Consider the following 17603-nt stretch of genomic DNA (forward strand, 5'->3'; position numbering starts at 1 on the left):
TGAACCTGGGATTTTTCAGTCGGATGATTCGAAAAACGCCCTGGGTCCGCATGAAAGCAGCTGCCTCGCTCGACGGTGTGACCGCCTTGCCCAATGGAGCAAGCCAATGGATCACTGGTCCCGCCGCTCGTACCGACGGACATGCATGGCGCGCAAGGGCTTGCGCGGTGTTGACCGGCATTGGGACCGTACTCGCAGATAACCCACGACTGGATGTGCGGGATGTACCCACCGATCGGCAACCCTCACTCGTTTTGGTGGATAGTGAGCTAGCTGTTCCTCTGGATGCCTTGCTTTTCGCAGCGAACCGGTCGGTCTATATCTATACAGCCTTTGCACACGAGAAAAAACGCAGCGCGCTCGAAGCCCTTGGCGCCACCGTGATCACAATGCCGAATAGTGCCGGCAAGGTGGACTTACCCGCGATGCTGCAAGACCTCGGGCGCAGGGAGATCAATGAACTGCACGTGGAAGCAGGTTACAAGCTCAATGGTTCGCTGCTGCGCGAAGGACTGGTCGATGAACTACTGGTCTATCTCGCTCCCAAGCTGATGGGCGAGGGCATGGGATTGGCCCAGATAGCTCCCTTGGCGACACTTGCCGAGGCACATGCCCTCAGCTTCCATACCGTAGACAGGATCGGGGAAGACCTGCGCGTCCTTGCACGCTTGCAGGGGCGCGACAGGTTCTGAAGAAATCGCTGCGTAACTGATCGCGGAATTTTCCGCCAATCAAAGTTACGCCCGACCGACTGTCACTCCATCATGTGACTGGCGCAAAAAATCCCGCCAGAGCGCGACACGGATAATCCCGCTCTATGGCACTTATCACCTTACTGGACGCCCAACTCGCATTTGGGCATGTTGCACTGCTGGACCACGCCGGCTTTTCCCTGGAGACCGCTGAGCGGGTTGGCCTGATTGGCCGCAATGGCGCGGGAAAGTCTTCCCTTCTCAAAATCCTGGGAGGACTTGCCAAGCCGGATGATGGCTCTTTGCAAGTTCAGCAGGGGGTACGCATTGCCTTCGTCGCACAGGAGCCGACGTTAGACCCCGATGCCACCATTTTCAAGGCAGCCTCCGAAGGCCTGCAACGCGTGATCGCCATCCGCGATCAATACCTCTCGGGAGCGGACGGATTGGATCTGGATGCATTGCAATCGGAGATCGAGGCTTACGACGCCTGGAACTGGGAGCAGCGTGTCGAAGAAACCCTGCAAAGGTTGCATCTCGACCCTGAAGCCGTGGTCGGAGCACTCTCTGGCGGCACCAAAAAACGCGTGGCGCTGGCGCAGGCGCTGGTGGCACGCCCTGACGTGTTGCTGCTGGACGAACCCACCAACCACCTGGATCTGGACTCCATCGAGTGGCTGGAAGACCTGCTGCTGGACTTTCCGGGCAGCGTCGTGACCATCACCCACGACCGGTCGTTCCTTGACCGTGTGGCCACCCGCATCGTGGAGCTGGACCGCGGTCAATTGCGCTCCTACCCCGGTAACTTTGCTCAATACCAGATTCAGAAAGAAGAGCAGTTGGCGCAGGAGGCAGTGATCGCCGCCAAGGCCGACAAGCTCCTGGCACAAGAAGAAATCTGGATTCGGCGTGGTGTGGAAGCGCGCCGCACCCGCAGCCAGAGCCGTATCAGCCGCTTGGAACAGTTACGCGCCCGGCGGGAGGCCCGCCGTGAGGTCGTTGGCAGTGTGCGCATGGATGTCGCCACCGGAAGCTCCAACGGCTACCAGGGCAAGATCGTGGCGGAACTGCAAGGAGTGAGCAAAGCCTTCGGCGACAAAACCATCGTTCACAATTTCTCCGGGACGATACTGCGCGGGGACAAAGTGGGCTTGATCGGCCCGAACGGCGCCGGTAAAACCACGCTGCTGAAGATGATCTTGGGCGAACTGCAGGCCGACAAGGGCACTATCCGGCAGGGAGCGAACCTGCAAGTGGCCTACTTTGACCAGATGCGCCACGCCGTCAACCTCGACGCCACATTGGAAGACTTCATCAGCCCTGGCAGCGAATGGATCGAGATCGGCAATCAGCGCAAACACGTCAAGAGCTATCTGAGCGACTTTCTGTTCTCCCCCGCGCGCGCGCACTCCCCAGTGCGGTCGCTGTCCGGCGGGGAACGCAACCGCCTGCTGCTCGCCCGGCTGTTCGCCCGACCGGCCAATGTCCTGGTGCTGGATGAGCCCACGAACGACCTGGACATTGACACCTTAGACCTGCTGGAGGAATTGCTCGAAAACTACGAAGGCACGGTGTTCCTGGTCAGCCATGACCGCACCTTTCTCGACAACGTGGTAACCAGCACCCTCGCTTTTGAAGGCAACGGCCTGTGGCGCGAGTACGAAGGCGGCGTCCAAGACTGGTTGCTCCAATCCAAGCGCAGTCGGTCACTGCAAGCTGCTGCTGCAACGTCCTCCAAACCGCCCACACCGGAAGTTTCCAACCAAAGCACGCCGGAGCGCACATCAAATAAGCCTGCACAGCTATCAAAAAAGAAGCTGAGTTACAAAGAGCAGCGCGAACTGGATCAACTGCCTGGTCTGATCAGTGCGCTAGAGACGGAACAGAAATCCCTTCAAGACGCACTTTCCGACGGCTCACTCTTTGGTACTGACCCCACACGCGCGGCAGCCATGGCAAGCCGAGCAGCCGCCATCGACGAGGAGCTGATGACCGCGTTGGAGCGCTGGACAGCACTCTCTGAATAGGCGCCAAACCGGTTCATGGCGCGATGCTCTGGCGGGGGCACACATGGTGAAGGCCCGCCGCCAGGGCTCGGTAATCGCCCTTAAATCCGGTGGTGCAGGCGGTCAGTTGTTCCGCGCAACCGGGCAATCAAGGCCGGGGCAATCTGCCCCAGCGGCAGCACCTCGTCGGCGGCACCGTGGGCAATGGCCTCCCGCGGCATGCCGAACACGATGCAGGTCGCCTCATCCTGCACATAGTTGTAGCTGCCGGCGTCTTTCATCTCCCGCATGGCAACAGCGCCATCGTTGCCCATGCCCGTGAGCATGATGCCAAACGCGTTGCGCCCCACCACCGCTGCTGCGGACTTGAAGAGTACCTCGACCGAGGGCTTGTGGCGATTGACCGGAGGGCCATCGTCCACCACCGCTACATAGTTGGCGCCACTGCGCGCCACATGGAACTGTGTGCCGCCCGGTGCGATGTAGGCATGGCCGGGCAGAATGCGCTCGCCATTCACCGCCTCCTTGACGGTGATCTGGCACAACCCATTCAAACGGGCCGCAAAACTGGTAGTGAACCCGGGAGGCATGTGCTGGGTGATCACAATCGCTGGCGAATCCGCAGGCATCTGGACCAGCACCTCCTTGATGGCTTCGGTACCACCGGTGGACGCCCCAATGCAGATGAGCTTTTCGGTGGAAAGGCGCCCCAGCAGGCCCGCTGCGGGTACGGCGTGGGGCACAGGAGTACCCCCCACAACGCTGGAGGCTGGGCCTGCATCACGCACAGGGGCGCGGCGCACTTGCGCCACAGCAGCAACGCGGATCTTGTCCACAATCTGCGCCGCCAAATCGTTGAGCCCGCTGGCCAGCCCCACACGCGGTTTCGCCACAAAGTCGACGGCGCCCAACTCCAAGGCCTTCATGGTGACCTCCGCGCCACGCTCGGTCAGCGTGGAGATCATCACTACCGGAGTGGGCCGCAGACGCATCAAGCGCCCCAGAAAATCAATGCCGTCCATGCGTGGCATTTCAACGTCCAGGGTGATGACATCCGGATCCAATTCGCGAATCATCTCGCGCGCCACCAGAGGGTCGTTGGCCGTGCCAATGCACTCCATGTCCCGCTGGCGGTTGATGATCTCTGACAGCAGACTACGGACCAGCGCCGAATCGTCCACCACGATCACCCGGATTTTCCTGCTCATTAACTCAAACCTTTATCAAAACAGATCCACAGAACCACCCGACGTGGTCTTGGCAACAGTGGCCGCGTTGCCACGAACCTCCTGGGCCACGAGGGCTTCGGGATGGGCATGCGCCAACCGTTTCACCATCGCTTTGCCGGTCACTGGAAAGAAAACCACCTTGCGCGGATAGATGTCCAGCACGTCCTCGGAGACGATAGGAATGCGCTCAGTGTGCAAATAGTTCAACACAAAATTCGTGTTGCGCTCACCCACATTCATGGTGGTGAAGTTGTGCATCACCTGGGCCCCACCAAAAATCTTGGCCTGCATGGTTTCACGGCGTGCACCGAGCTTGAGCATTTCATTGATCAACAGCTCCATCGCGTAGGAACCATAACGCCCGGATGCATCCGCCAGATCGCCGTCCGGCAGCATGAAATGGTTCATTCCTCCCACACGTGCGCGGCTGTCCCACAGACAGGCAGCGATGCACGAGCCGAGCACGGTCATGATGACCATGTTCTCATCCGACACGAAATACTCACCAGGCAGCACCTTCACCGCGTTGTGCTGGAAGTGGTGATCGAGGTAAAAAAACGAGGCCTCTCCTGGCTTGCGGCTGCGGGCCTTGAGCTCCTGCAGCGACGACTCGCGCGCGGGCCCGTTGCCAGAGCTGTAGATATCGGCGCTCAGCGGCGCAATACGCGGAGCGCGGCGCCTTTCGGAACTGCCGGGCACAGCAGCAGCATTGGAAGGGGATGAACCTGTTTGAATGTTGGTCATGGTTGCAATGTGCAGGACAACATGGACAGGTCAGCGGCGCTCGTACACCGTCTTGCCACGCAGGGTGAACAGGTCTTTGGACTCGCTGAAGTTCTCGGCGTGCCCCACAAACAACATGCCACCCGGCTTGAGCACGCGGTGGATTCTTTCCAGCACGCGCCGCTGTGTAGGGGCATCAAAGTAAATCATCACATTACGGCAGAAAACCACGTCAAAGGGCTCCTTGAATGGCCAATCGTCGCGGATGAGATTCACACTCATGAAGTCGATGGCGCGCCGCAACTCCGGCTTGGCACGGACCATGCCCGCGTTCCCGCCTTTGCCTTTGAGAAAGAATTTCTGCAAGCGCTCAGGGCTCAAGCCCTTGACGCTGTCGAGCCGGTACACGCCCTGCGCCGCGGTGGCCAGCACGCGCGAATCAATGTCGCTGGCTGTCAACTTGAAAGAGGCGTTGGCGCCGAGCGCCTCCAACGCGGTGATCACGATGGAGTAAGGCTCTTCACCCGTGGAGGCCGCGTTGCACCAGACCCGCCAGTTGGCGGATGGCTTGGAGCGCAGGTGCGACGCGAAAATCTCGAAATGATGCTGCTCGCGAAAGAATGCCGTGAGGTTGGTGGTCAGCGCATTCACGAACTCCTGCCACTCCGGCCCGTCATGGTTCTCCAGCCAGCTCAGGTAGTCGTGAAAGCTGGTGTGCCCCGTGTCGCGCAGCCGCCGCGACAGGCGGCTGTAGACCATGGCGTGTTTGCCATCATGCAAACTGATGCCGGCGCGCTGATAGATCAGCGCCTGAACACGGGCAAAGTCTGCATTGGTCCAGACAAATTCTCGCCCCTGGGCCAGAGGGCCAGAGGGCGCTGCGGCTGCGGCATACGCAGGATCTACCCGGGCTGGGCCTGACCGGACTGACGCCGAAGCACTGGTGGTTTGGGCCATATTGATCGTCCGAGGGGAAGTCCTGTTCGCTCCAAAAGGTCTGCGAGCACAGCTCACAGCCTGACATGCGCCTGCGCCACCACTGGCTGCTGACTGCTACGCCTTATTCGTTGGCGGTCACCAGGCCCATGTCCACGCTGGACATGAGCTTTTCAATATCCAGCAAGATCAGCATGCGCTCGCCCACGGACCCCAAGCCCAAGATGCAGCTGTTGTCGATCGCGCTCTCGATATCAGGGGCCGAACGGATGCTCTCTGGTGTCAACTCCATCACATCGCTCACCGAATCCACCACAATGCCCACCACACGGTTGCGCAGGTTGAGGATGATGACCACTGTGAAACTGTTGTAGTCCGCCTGCGCACAGTTGAACTTGATGCGCATGTCCACGATGGGAACAATCGTGCCGCGCAAATTGACCACGCCCTTGATGAAGTCTGGCGCGTTCGCAATGCGGGTGGGAGGTTCGTAGCCCCGGATTTCCTGCACCTTCAGGATGTCGATGCCGTACTCTTCCTGGTCGAGGCGGAACGTCAGATATTCACGAGCACCCGTTGGTGCAGCGTCTGCAGTTTTACCGATCACACTCATGGTGCATTCTCCTTTCATGGCGGCGCAGCGCCCCCAGGGGCGCACGCACCTGTATCTAGTGGCGCGCCCGACGCACCAAGCCACCCGTGTCCAAAATCAAGGCCACGGTGCCGTCACCCAAAATGGTGGCGCCCGACACATTGGGCACCTTACGATAGTTCGATTCCAGATTCTTGACGACCACCTGATGCTGACCGAGCAACTCATCCACCAGCAAGGCCACACGGCTTCCGTCAGCCTCGACCACCACCATGATGTTGCTGGATTTGTTGAGGTCAAAGCGCGGAACCTGGAAGATCTTCTCCAGCGCGATGACAGGCATGTATTCGTCGCGCACCTTGACCAGCTGCGAGCCTTGCGCCACGGTGCTGACATCGTCCGCATTGACCTGGAACGATTCCACCACCGACGACAGGGGAAGGATGTAAACCTCTTCGCCCACCCCCACCGACATGCCATCCATGATGGCGAGCGTCAGCGGTAGGCGAACGGACACCTTCATGCCGTAGCCCTCTGCAGAATCGATCTCTACCGAGCCGTTGAGCGCTGCGATATTGCGTTTGACCACATCCATGCCGACCCCACGGCCTGACACATCGGTCACCTCATCGGCCGTGGAAAAGCCTGGGGCAAAAATCAGCTGCCAGACATCGGCATCGCTCATCTGATCGGACACCTCGATGCCGCGCTCCTGGGCCTTGCTGAGAATTTTTTCGCGCGACAGGCCACGACCATCATCACGCACCTCGATCACGATCGACCCACCTTGGTGCGACGCCGACAAGGTGATGGTGCCGTGCTCGGATTTGCCCTTGGCAAGACGATCGGCAGGCATTTCAATACCGTGGTCGCAGCTGTTACGCACCAAGTGGGTCAGCGGGTCGGTGATCTTTTCGACCAAGCCCTTGTCCAGTTCGGTGGCTTCACCCAGGGTCACCAGCTCCACCTTCTTGCCCAGCTTGTTCGCCAGATCGCGCAGCATGCGCGGGAAGCGGCTGAAAACGATGGACATTGGAATCATGCGGATCGACATCACCGACTCTTGGAGGTCGCGCGTGTTGCGATCCAGATCTGCCAACCCGGCCAGCAATTGCTGGTAGGCCCCAGCATCAAGGCCCCGGCTGTTCTGCGCCAACATGGCCTGCGTAATCACCAACTCACCCACCAGGTTGATCAGTTGATCGACCTTCTTCACATCCACGCGGATGGTGGTGGACTCCATCTGTGCCTGCATCGCCACCTTGGGCTCGGCGCTCGCCTTGGGCGCAGCTTTGGGAGCTTGCGCAACAGGCGCATGGGCAGCCGCCGCAGCTTCACCATGGGGTGCTCCGGGTGCGCCGTTGAAGAATCCATAAGGCGCTTCGCCCCCGGAGGTATCTACAGCAACCACGGGCTCGTCGTCCGCATCTGCGACGGCAGCCTCGCCAGAAGCGGCAGCATCACGAATCAGCACCTGCTCCTTGGAAACATGGAACGCAAACAGGTCCAGCAGATCATCGTTGGTGGACGTCGTTTCCACCGCAAAGACCCGCGTATTGGCCTGGCTGCCCGGGACATCGCGGATCGCCCCCAAACCGGGAATGTCTCGGAACAATTCTTTGATCGCGTCGGCTTGCTCGGGGCGGTCCAGTGGCCCGATCTGGATTTCCAGCTGCCGTGCCTGACCTGGCACAACAGGCGCAGAAACCTTGGGCGCAGGAGCCGGAGCTACTGCCACCGGCGCGGGTGCAGGAGGCGGCGGCGCTGCGACCACAGGTGCAGCATCGCCGGGCACCAAGCCTGCCGCCAGGTCGCTGATTCGGCGAACCAGGGAGGTGGTGGAAACCGCCTCACCTTGTCCACCCGCCTGATGCCGTGCCAGCAGGCTGCGCGAAGCATCCGCAGACTCCAGCAGAACGTCCACCATCTGAGGGATGGGCTGCAGCTCATGGCGGCGCAGACGGTCGAGCAGGGACTCCATCTGATGGGTCAGCTCGGCCACGTCAGAAAACCCGAAGGTGGCAGAACCTCCCTTGATCGAGTGAGCGCAGCGGAAGATGCCGTTGAGCTCTTCGTCGTTGGCACTGCTCAGGTCCAGATTCAGGAGCATCTGCTCCATCTGGTCGAGGTTCTCACCCGCTTCCTCGAAAAAGATCTGATAGAACTGGCTGAGGTCGAAGTCAGCGCCTGCACCTGATCCTTCTTGGTAGGTTTCCGCCATGGTGGGCTCCTGTGTACTAAATGATCTCAGTCAACCCGGCTCAGCGGATCACTTTCTGGATGACTTCGATCAGGCGATTCGGATCAAAAGGTTTTACCAGCCATCCCGTGGCACCCGCTGTGCGGCCCGCCTGCTTCATTTGATCGCTCGACTCTGTCGTCAGGATCAGGATGGGAATGGTCTTGAATTTGGGATGCTCGCGCAGTTTGCGGGTCAGGCCAATGCCATCAAGACGTGGCATGTTCTGGTCTGCCAGCACCAGGTCAATGTTGTGCGTCTCAGCCTTTTCGAGGGCATCTTGCCCATCCACTGCCTCCACGACGTGATAGCCGGCACCAGTGAGGGTGAAGGACACCATTTTGCGCATGGAAGGTGAATCATCAACGGCAAGGATCGATTGCATGTATGGCTCCAACTGACTTGAATATATAAGGTAACCAGTGATGTGAACGTCAAAACAGGTCCACAGAACCTGCATCCATCTCGCTTTGGGTGACAGGGTTCGGCCTGTCGGGCGCCATCTCCGCAAAGGGCGCGGCATCTTCACCTTCTTCATGCCCCATGGCTTCCGAGGCCAGCCGGAAGGCACAGCCCTGCAGCACCTTGGTGGTGTGCCATATCAGTTGGGAGGCCATGTCCTGGAACTGCAACTCAGTCACTGCGCTGCGCAACGCCGTACGCGCGGCCACCAACTCCGGGGAGTCCGCCACTACAGCATCTGTCAACATGGCGTTTGCCTCTCCAAACCGTTCCAGCAGGTTGTCGGTGGCGTGGTTCAGCAAGCCTTCCAGGCGGTGCAAGTCGTGCATCACGACCAACAAAGAGTCCTGCAGCTCTGCCGCCACCATGACGGGAACCTGGACAGCAGGTCCTCCAGGCGTTGTTAGCGTAGATTGCATCGTTTCTCCATCGCAGCACGTAGCAGCAAAACACGCAAATACACAGGACTACGATACTTGCATCAGTAACCAGCCAAGGCCCCCGAGCAAACCGGAGCATCCGCGCCCATTGGACGCTGACGCACAAACCATCCCAACCGGACAAACACCCTTGTTTGTTCCAATTTGTATCCTATGATAGCGCTCCTATGGGCCCTGCAACACCAGACCAGACCCTTGAAATCCTCCATCTTGAAGATTCACCGGCCGATCACGAATTGGCAGCGCGTGCGTTGCGTCGATCAGGGCTCCGTTGCCACCTCCAGCGGGTTGACACCCTTTCTGAATTCCAAAGACTGACGGACACCGGCCGCTTTGACATCATCCTGGCAGATTACCGCCTGCCAGGCTTTACCGCATTGGATGCCTGGGCCCATGTGGCGCAAAAACCGCATCACCCACCTTTTGTGCTGCTTTCAGGTGCCATTGGCGAGCCCGCAGCGGTTGACGCGATGCGACTCGGGGTAGCGGACTATCTGCTCAAGGACGATATCCAGCGCCTCCCGCATGTAATTGCCCGCACCCTGGAAGTGCACGAAGCACGCAACGCGCGCGAGCAGGCTATTGCCGAGCTGGCGACGTCGCAACGCCGCTTGGCCGAGTTGGCCGAGCATCTGCAGACCTCCATCGAGCATGAGCGGGCCGCCATCGCTCGCGAGATCCACGACGACATTGGTGGCGCACTGACCGCAGTACGCTTTGACGTAGCCTGGATAGGGCGCCACAGTACCGATCCTGCCATGCAAGAGCATGCCACCTCTGCGGTGGACATGCTGCAACACGCGATTGGCGCCAGCCAGCGCATCATGATGAACCTGCGCCCACCCATCCTGGAACAAGGGCTGGTGGCGGCTGTCCAGTGGCTGGCCACGGGCTTTGAGCGCAGGACGGGCATCACCACAAGGATGCAGAGCAGCAGCGAAACCATCGATATACCCACCGACATTCAATTGGTGGCATACCGTACTGCCCAAGAAGCATTGACCAATATCTCCAAGCACGCGCAGCCCAGCAAGGTGGACATTGAACTGTCTGACAAGGAAGGGGTACTGACCCTGGAGGTCGCGGACAATGGCCGTGGCATGGATTCCACAGTTCGCGACAAACCAAAAGCCTTCGGCCTCAAGGGCCTTCAAGAGCGTGCACGCACCGTAGGGGGATGGCTGGACATCAGCAGTCGGCCGGGCAAGGGCACGTCGGTCATTCTGTCCGTCCCGTTACCATCTCCTCCCACATCCGCTCCAGGAGATGCCCAGTGATCCATGTCGTCTTGTGCGACGACCATGCCGTATTGCGGCGCGGCATTCGCGACACACTCGCCGAAGCACCGGACATTCAGGTGACCGGCGAAGCGGGCGGATATTCTGAGCTGCGTGAAGTTCTGCGCACGGCTGCCTGTGATGTGCTGCTGCTGGACCTGAACATGCCCGGACGCAGCGGCCTGGAAGTACTGGCCAGCCTGCGCGAGACCCACTCGACCATCCGGGTGCTCGTGGTTTCGATGTACCCCGAGGATCAATACGCGCTGCGCTGCCTCAAGGCGGGAGCCCAAGGCTACGCCAACAAGGCCGGCGATCCGGTGGAGCTGATTGCGGCAGTGCGCACGGTGATGCAGGGGCGCAAGTACCTCACTGCCGAAGTGGCCCAGATGCTTGCGGACAGCCTGGCTCAACCCACGCCGGAGGTGCCCCATGCGGCGCTTTCCGAACGAGAGCTGCAAACCCTGGTCAAGATTGCATCGGGTCGGCGCCTGTCTGACATTGCCGACGAATTGATGCTGAGTCCTAAAACCGTGAGTGTGTACCGCTCACGGGTTCTCGAAAAATTGAAGCTTTCGAACAATGCTGAACTGACCGTTTACGCTATCCGCAACCAGCTGGTGTAACTAACGGCCCTACCTGCCAACAGAGAACAGATCCACGGCTTGTTGCATCAACGCCAACACCGGTTGCTCCAGCATCGGCAACGTTGCTGCTATGCCCAGCATCCCCACCGTGAGCGTGACCGGGAAACCCACCGCATAGATATTCATTTGCGGCGCCACACGCGAGATGATGCCCATGGTCAGGTTGACGAAGAGCAGCAGCGCAATCATGGGCATGGCAATCCAGAGCGCACTGGAAAAGAGCGAAGCACCCAACTCATACAACCGCATCTGTCCCAACGCCTGCAGAAAATTTCCATCGACTGGAAAGCGGTCAAAACTTTTGACCACGGCCATCAATATCAACAAATGGCCATTGATGACAATGAAGAGCAGCATGGACATGTGGCCAAAAAACCGGGCCACAGCGCTGATCTGACCGTTGGAGGTGGGGTCAAAGAACGATGCAAAGTTGAGCCCCATCTGCAGGCCAATGATTTCACCAGCCAGCTCAACGGCTGTGAACACCAGGCGAACCGAAAAGCCGATCGCCAGCCCCACTGCCACCTGCTGCGCCACCGTGCCCAGCGCCTCACGGCCGTTCACGCTGATGACAGGCTGCTCACCCAGAACACCTTGCGCACACAAAGCCACAAGGAAAGCGAGACCGATTTTTACGCGCATGGGCACGACCCGCATGGAGAACACTGGGGCCACGGAAAACAATGCCAGCACGCGCAAAAAGGGCCACAGAATGGGAGACAGCCACGCCATGATCTGAGCTTCGGAGAAGGTGATCACGCCCCTCCTCCACCGGCGAGGCCTGGGTGCATTGACGGCCAAGGCACGGCCGCCCCCAGTGCTCGTCGCTGACTCCAGCAGCCCAGCATTGTCCTGAGGCCGCCAAGTGCCCAGATTGGCATGTGCTATCCGATCATCGACGGGATCGATTCGATTGTCCGGCGGATAAAGTCCACCAGGGTACTGAGCATCCAGGGCCCAGCAATCGCAAAAACGACCATGGCGGCAATCAGCTTGGGCACAAACGCCAGCGTTGCTTCATGGATCTGCGTGACAGCCTGAAAAATACTGACCAACAAGCCCACCGCCATGACCACCCCCAGCACTGGCATGGAAATCATCAGCAGCAGGGTGAGGGCGTCACGCCCAATGGTTAGCACCATTTGTGAAGTCATGACGGAATCCTCTAGGTGACAAAGCTGGCGGCCAATGAGCCGATCAGCAGGTTCCAGCCGTCTGCCAGCACAAACAGCATCAGCTTGAACGGCAATGCCACCAACACCGGGGACAACATCATCATGCCCAGGGACATGAGGATGCTGGACACCACCATGTCGATGACAAGAAACGGGATGAAAATCATGAACCCGATCTGAAACGCCGATTTGAGCTCGCTGGTCACAAAGGCCGGCACCAGCACACGGATGGGCGCCGTCTCAGCCGTCACTTTGGGATCAAGACGTGCCAGCCTGGAAAACAGCGCAAAGTCAGATTGCCGCGTCTGCTTGAGCATGAAGCTGCGCATCGGCGCCTCCGCCCTGTCCAGCGCCTGTTCGAAGCTGATGGTGTTGTTGGTATAGGGAACGTAAGCGTCCTGGTACACACGGTCCAGCGTCGGGCCCATGACAAAAAAGGTCAGGAACAGTGACAGACCGATGATGACCTGGTTGGGAGGAGCCGACTGCGTCCCCAAGGCCTGACGCAGCAGGGACAGCACAATCACAATCCGTGTAAAGCCCGTCATCATCAGTAGCACAGCGGGCAAAAAAGACAACGCCGTGAAAAACAGCAGTGTCTGAATGGGTACCGAGTAGCTGGCGCCAGATGGTCCACTGCCCACCACCAGTGGCAATGCGCCCGGACTTTGAGCCCAAGCGGAGCCATGCGCCACCACGGTGGCAACAGCGACTGCCCAAGGCAAAGCACGTCCAGCTTTCCGCGCTACGCGCCTTGGAAGCAAGGATGCGTGCTCAGACATGCGCGGGCTTTCCAGAATCAGCGGACGCTGCTCGCATCTCGTGAGCAAACGATGGTTCTGTAGGGAGTGAAACGTTCACGGCGTCCCCAGCTCCCTTGGCCGCCACTGGTAGCACGTGGAGGCAACTGACCTGTTGAGCGGTGACGCCCAGCACCAGCCAAGTACGCGCATGTTCAGGGCCGACTTCCACCGTCACTACCTTCTGTTGTGGGCCGACGGCCACTGCAGACACCACGCGTGACGCCACCCCGGCAGCCAGCGTCCCGGAGGACTGGCGCTGCTGCAGCCGGCGCACAGCCCAGGGAAGCAAAGCCATGGCGCCCACAAAAAGCACCACGACCAGCAGCGTCTGGGTCATGCTCCCACTATCCACGGCTCACCCGCCGCAAACGTTCCGACGGCGTGACCACATCGGTCAGGCGGATACCAAACTTGTCATTGACCACCACCACTTCGCCTTGGGCGATAAGGTAGCCATTGACCAGCACATCCATGGGCTCGCCTGCCAATGCATCCAGCTCCACCACCGAACCTTGTGCCAGTTGAAGGATGTACTTGATGGGCACTTTGGTGCGCCCCAACTCCACCGACAGCTGCACCGGAATGTCCAGCACCATGTTGATGTCGTTGACGGTATCACCGCCCGCCGCACCGGAAAATGGTCGCACCGGCTCGCCGGAAAGTGGCCCTCCCTGCTCTGCGTCCGCCGGTTTTTCGTCCGTCCGCTTCTGCTCTTCAAGCGCCTCGGCCCAACCCGCAAACGGGTCATCCGCGCCTGCGTCCTTGTTGTCTTCTTCAGTTGCCATTCTTCTCTCCCAGCCAACTCATGTCCGAAGTGCGCAGGCACTCTTCAATGCGGATGGCGTACTTGGAATTGTGGGTTCCATACTGGCATTCAAAAATGGGAACCCCTCCGATCGATGCACGGATACGGGGCTCGCGGTCCAGTTCGATGAAGTCACCCGGCTTCATGGCCAGCAGTTGCTCCACAGTGGCATCGGCCTTCGCCAGCTCCGCCACCAGCGTAACCTCCGCGGATTGGATTTCACGCTTGAGCACATTCACCCAGCGGCGGTCCACCTCAATGGAATCGCCCTGCGTGGACGAATACAGTACATCGCGGATCGGCTCCAGCGTTGCATAAGGCATGCATATATGGATGGCGCCCGACAGGTCGCCAATTTCCAGCTGAAAGGCCGTGGAAACCACGATCTCGCTGGGCGTAGCAATGTTGGCGAACTGGGGTTGCATTTCCGAGCGCTGGTATTCCAGCTCCAGCGGATAGATCCCCTGCCACGCCTTCTTGTACTCCGCGCAGATCACATCTACGAGCCGGTTGATGACACGCTGCTCGGTAGGCGAAAAATCACGCCCCTCAATGCGGGTCTGGAACTTACCGACCCCGCCATAGAGGGTGTCAATGATGCCGAAGACCAGTGAAGGCTCGCAGACGATGAGTCCGCTGCCTCGCAGGGGGCGGATCGCCACGATGTTGAAGTTCGTCGGCACTGCCAGCTCTCGCAGGAAAGCACTGTAGCGTTGCACCGACACCGTCCCCACCGAAATTTCAGGACTGCGGCGGATGAAGTTGAAGAGCCCAATGCGAAAGTTGCGTGCAAACCGCTCGTTGACGATTTCCATCGTCGGCATGCGGCCACGGACGATGCGCTCCTGGCTGGAGATGTCGTAGTTGCGTACCGACCCCGCCTCAGCCACTTCCTCAACGGACTTCTGGCTCTCGCCAGTGACCCCTTCCAGAAGGGCATCGACCTCTTCCTGCGAAAGAAATGAATCACTCATGGCTGGTCCTTACCCGGCTGGCTCATTGGATGATGAAGCTCGAAAAGAGCACCTTGCGCACAGGATTGCGCTCTGTGCGCTTGCGCGCGGCGGGGCGTTCCTCTGCATCTCCGTCCTGCTCAGCGGCGGCGGCAGCCTTTGCACGCTCACGCTCTGACGGCACCGAGTAGCCCAGAGGGCGCGAGACTTCGCGCAAGACGTCGGTAGCGAGCTTTTCCTTGCCCTCGCGCTGCAGCAGCTCCGTGGACGTGCGTTGCGACACCAGCATCAGAATTCCACTGCGGATCGACGGCAGGTACTGCTTGACCTGTTCTGCAGTCTTTGCATCCTCCAGCTCCAACGTAATGCCGATCTGCGCAAAGCGATCACCGCCAGGATCAGCCAGATTGACCACCATGTTTTCCAGGGGCAGGAAGGTGGGGGCTACCTTGGGCGCCTCCTTGTGAGCCGCAGGTGCACCGCCGCCCTCTTCGTCCTCAGCGGCATGCGACCGACTGGAGATGAACCATGCTGCTGCGCCCCCTCCAATCACCAGCACAGCCACCACCACGCCGATGATGATCAACAGCATCTTCTTGCTTTTGGCGGGTGCGGCTGCTGCGGGAGTATTGGCTGACACAATGGAATTCCTTGCGGTAGGGAACAGGCAGAACAGACGCAATCAAAGTGAACGCACAACCTGTTAGCCCATTATGGGTCGGGGTGTAACCAATAATAGCCAGAATAAAAGCCCAAAACCATGGCATTCACCGCGCTCGCCTGGACTGCGGAAACGGGAGCAGAACTACAGACCGCCCACATTACCCCGCAGAATCAGACGAAGACGTCCACGGCCCGGTCTGTCGCCCCACCACCGCGCGCCAGCGAGGCTGTGCCAGCAGGCACGGCAGATACCACCTGCGCCTGGCGTGCTCCGTCGCGAGGTCGCTGCTGCCCTGCCTCGCCACCACCGGCACTGTCGCGTGCCGATGTGCCCACCGACATGCCAGACAACACCAAACCCTCACTGCGCAACAGATCACTCAACTGCGCCATGCTCTGGTCCAGCAGCTCCCGCGTCTGCTGCTGGTCGCTGCGGAATGACACGTGCGCTTCGTTGCCCGACAAAGACACCGACACCTCCACCGGCTGACCATCCCGCTGCAGCGTCAACTCCGCGTTCTGGGTCTTCTGGTTCACCCAGTAGGCCACCTGCTCTGCCACCTGCTCTTCTGCACCCAAGGCGTTAGGGTCTGCAAAGACCGTTGCATCGGTGAAGCTACTGGACTCCACAGGAGATGCACCCAATGCGCTCTCAGACCATGCACCCCCATTTCCCGGGTTCTCACCGGCAGAGTGCCCACCGGCAGCGAATTCGGGCGCCCGTGCAGAAGCGACGGAGGTCAACAGACCATCGGCAAGAGGTGTGACTCCTTCGAAGCCAGTAGCTGCGGATGACAGCCCGCCCACGCGCTCAGAAGATTGTGCCCCAGTCGATGCGGCCTGGGCAGAGCGCTCAGTCATCGCCTGTGAAAGCGCAGCGGCCGCCGGAGTGTGTCCCATTGAATGAGGTTTCAACTCGCCAACCGTGCCTTGCCCCAAACTGACGTCCCCCGAACCTGAAAGCCCAGTGCGGAGCGCCGCGACGTTCTGCAACCGAGAGAATGTACGACCAGCCATGGACGTCGCGCCCAAAGGTTGCGCATCCTTAATGTCTGCAGCAGAGTCCAACATCGCCGTCTCTGCCACCAAGCCTTGGGTACGGCCAAATGGCGTCCACTCGGCCCCAGAACCTACTGGAGACGCCCCCCCCGCACCCAAAGCGGCAGCGAGGCGCGAACCACCGTCAGCGCCTGTGGAGGCCGGAGGAGCGACATTGGCCGAAGCCATGCCCAATAACCCTTGCCATGCAGCCACCGCAGAGGCGTCTACAGCCGTGGATCCGACGCCAGGAAGGCCGTCCGCAGAGAGAACATCCGATCCTGCCGAGCCCAGTACGCCCCCCTCCTCCACCTCGCCCCCCAACGCCGCCAGCAAAGCCAAAAAACCACCCCCAGCCGCAGGATCGCTAGCGTCTGCGGCAGCAGGCTGGGCCGATGATTTGGCGCGAGTCGTGTGGGCGGGCTGGGTGCCCTGCGAGGAGGCTACTTTGGTCGGTTCCATGTTCAATTCTCCTGGCCCGCGTTGCGATACTGCAGCGCGGCGCGTTCATCGGTCTGTTTTTGGTCTCTGTGCTGTTGCTGCAGAGCGAGGTCGTTGCGTCGCTTGTCCACCACCTTGCGCAGACTGGCCAAACGCAGCTCTGCATCTAACAGAGCACGCTGGGCAGCTTGCACCCGCGCAGACTGGTCACCCACCACACTGGTCTGGATGCTGGCCGCATGACCCAGCCTGTCCATGAAGTGGTAGTGGTGGTACATCACTTCGGGCTGCATGGCCGTATCTGCCTTCATGCCCCAGCGTGACTCGGTTTCACGGGCGTAGTCTTCCAGCTGATCGAGCTGGGCACGTGCTGCCTGCTCGGCAGCCAGCGTGTCCTGCAGCACCTTGCGGGCATCGTCCCGCTTGCGAGAGGCCACTTCGACGGCGACAGAGAGGGCGTTAAGGTTGGACATGATGGCTTC

At 60.0% G+C, this 17603-nt stretch carries 20 protein-coding genes (1 of these 20 cut by a window edge); 4 read left to right on the plus strand and 16 right to left on the minus strand.

Going from position 1 to position 17603, the window contains the following annotated elements; all coding sequences use genetic code 11:
- Positions 1–692 carry the 3' portion of a bifunctional diaminohydroxyphosphoribosylaminopyrimidine deaminase/5-amino-6-(5-phosphoribosylamino)uracil reductase RibD gene (gene ribD / locus C8C95_RS06480; RefSeq protein WP_116748051.1) on the plus strand. Its footprint begins 406 nt before the window's first position, so 692 of the gene's 1098 nt are visible here — the last part of the coding sequence; its start codon lies off the left edge, out of view; its stop codon occupies positions 690–692.
- A 125-nt stretch (positions 693–817) separates the two neighbouring features.
- On the plus strand, positions 818–2719 hold the full coding sequence (locus C8C95_RS06485; RefSeq protein ID WP_116748052.1) for an ATP-binding cassette domain-containing protein: 1902 nt from the start codon (positions 818–820) through the stop codon (positions 2717–2719).
- 80 nt (positions 2720–2799) lie between these two features.
- Here the strand turns inward: C8C95_RS06485 and C8C95_RS06490 are convergent, their stop codons facing one another.
- The 7 genes from C8C95_RS06490 to C8C95_RS06520 form a co-directional block, all read right to left on the minus strand.
- Positions 2800–3906 (minus strand): chemotaxis response regulator protein-glutamate methylesterase, encoded by a 1107-nt coding sequence (locus C8C95_RS06490; protein WP_056748057.1) that lies wholly within the window; start codon positions 3904–3906, stop codon positions 2800–2802.
- A 15-nt stretch (positions 3907–3921) separates the two neighbouring features.
- Positions 3922–4671: a chemoreceptor glutamine deamidase CheD gene (cheD, locus tag C8C95_RS06495; protein WP_056748055.1), complete on the minus strand. Its 750-nt coding sequence runs from the start codon at positions 4669–4671 to the stop codon at positions 3922–3924.
- Between the two features lie 30 nt (positions 4672–4701).
- A complete protein-coding gene (locus tag C8C95_RS06500; protein ID WP_108497371.1) occupies positions 4702–5607 on the minus strand; it encodes a CheR family methyltransferase in 906 nt (301 codons plus the stop codon).
- Between the two features lie 103 nt (positions 5608–5710).
- Complete coding sequence (locus C8C95_RS06505; RefSeq protein ID WP_015015794.1) at positions 5711–6199, minus strand: chemotaxis protein CheW; 489 nt, start codon at positions 6197–6199, stop codon at positions 5711–5713.
- 55 nt (positions 6200–6254) lie between these two features.
- Positions 6255–8399, minus strand: a complete 2145-nt coding sequence (locus tag C8C95_RS06510; RefSeq protein WP_116748053.1) for a chemotaxis protein CheW — start codon at positions 8397–8399, stop codon at positions 6255–6257.
- Positions 8400–8439: 40 nt separating this feature from the next.
- On the minus strand, positions 8440–8802 hold the full coding sequence (locus tag C8C95_RS06515; RefSeq protein ID WP_015015796.1) for a response regulator: 363 nt from the start codon (positions 8800–8802) through the stop codon (positions 8440–8442).
- 49 nt (positions 8803–8851) lie between these two features.
- Positions 8852–9298, minus strand: a complete 447-nt coding sequence (locus C8C95_RS06520) for a hypothetical protein (protein ID WP_056065760.1) — start codon at positions 9296–9298, stop codon at positions 8852–8854.
- A 188-nt stretch (positions 9299–9486) separates the two neighbouring features.
- Between C8C95_RS06520 and C8C95_RS06525 the strand changes: the two genes are divergently transcribed.
- Both C8C95_RS06525 and C8C95_RS06530 read left to right on the plus strand, forming a co-directional pair.
- Positions 9487–10596, plus strand: coding sequence for an ATP-binding protein (locus C8C95_RS06525; RefSeq protein ID WP_116748054.1), 1110 nt, complete (start codon positions 9487–9489; stop codon positions 10594–10596).
- On the plus strand, positions 10593–11222 hold the full coding sequence (locus C8C95_RS06530; protein ID WP_056065755.1) for a response regulator transcription factor: 630 nt from the start codon (positions 10593–10595) through the stop codon (positions 11220–11222). Before C8C95_RS06525 ends, C8C95_RS06530 begins: the two co-directional genes overlap by 4 nt.
- A 9-nt stretch (positions 11223–11231) precedes the next feature.
- Here C8C95_RS06530 and fliR read toward each other — a convergent pair whose 3' ends face one another.
- From fliR to C8C95_RS06575, 9 genes are all read right to left on the minus strand, one after another.
- Positions 11232–12002 (minus strand): flagellar biosynthetic protein FliR, encoded by a 771-nt coding sequence (gene fliR, locus C8C95_RS06535; protein ID WP_056065753.1) that lies wholly within the window; start codon positions 12000–12002, stop codon positions 11232–11234.
- Positions 12003–12127: 125 nt separating this feature from the next.
- On the minus strand, positions 12128–12397 hold the full coding sequence (fliQ, locus tag C8C95_RS06540) for a flagellar biosynthesis protein FliQ (protein WP_015015801.1): 270 nt from the start codon (positions 12395–12397) through the stop codon (positions 12128–12130).
- A gap of 11 nt (positions 12398–12408) precedes the next feature.
- Positions 12409–13200: a flagellar type III secretion system pore protein FliP gene (gene fliP / locus C8C95_RS06545; RefSeq protein ID WP_207780575.1), complete on the minus strand. Its 792-nt coding sequence runs from the start codon at positions 13198–13200 to the stop codon at positions 12409–12411.
- A complete protein-coding gene (locus C8C95_RS06550) occupies positions 13193–13558 on the minus strand; it encodes a flagellar biosynthetic protein FliO (protein ID WP_116748056.1) in 366 nt (121 codons plus the stop codon). Before C8C95_RS06550 ends, fliP begins: the two co-directional genes overlap by 8 nt.
- A gap of 7 nt (positions 13559–13565) precedes the next feature.
- A complete protein-coding gene (fliN, locus tag C8C95_RS06555; protein ID WP_015015804.1) occupies positions 13566–14006 on the minus strand; it encodes a flagellar motor switch protein FliN in 441 nt (146 codons plus the stop codon).
- Positions 13996–15000, minus strand: a complete 1005-nt coding sequence (fliM, locus tag C8C95_RS06560; RefSeq protein WP_056065744.1) for a flagellar motor switch protein FliM — start codon at positions 14998–15000, stop codon at positions 13996–13998. The genes fliN and fliM overlap by 11 nt, the downstream gene beginning before the upstream one ends.
- A gap of 22 nt (positions 15001–15022) precedes the next feature.
- Positions 15023–15619 carry a flagellar basal body-associated FliL family protein gene (locus tag C8C95_RS06565; protein WP_056748047.1) on the minus strand — a complete coding sequence of 199 codons (597 nt, stop codon included), beginning with the start codon at positions 15617–15619 and terminating at the stop codon, positions 15023–15025.
- 194 nt (positions 15620–15813) lie between these two features.
- Entirely contained in the window at positions 15814–16287 is a 474-nt protein-coding gene (locus C8C95_RS06570) for a flagellar hook-length control protein FliK (RefSeq protein WP_243415646.1), read from the minus strand.
- An 857-nt stretch (positions 16288–17144) separates the two neighbouring features.
- Positions 17145–17594, minus strand: coding sequence for a flagellar export protein FliJ (locus tag C8C95_RS06575; protein ID WP_116748057.1), 450 nt, complete (start codon positions 17592–17594; stop codon positions 17145–17147).
- Positions 17595–17603 lie beyond the last annotated feature (9 nt).

Origin of the sequence: Acidovorax sp. 99 (assembly GCF_003096455.1) — a bacterium.
Taxonomy (GTDB): Bacteria; Pseudomonadota; Gammaproteobacteria; order Burkholderiales; family Burkholderiaceae_C; genus Acidovorax; species Acidovorax delafieldii.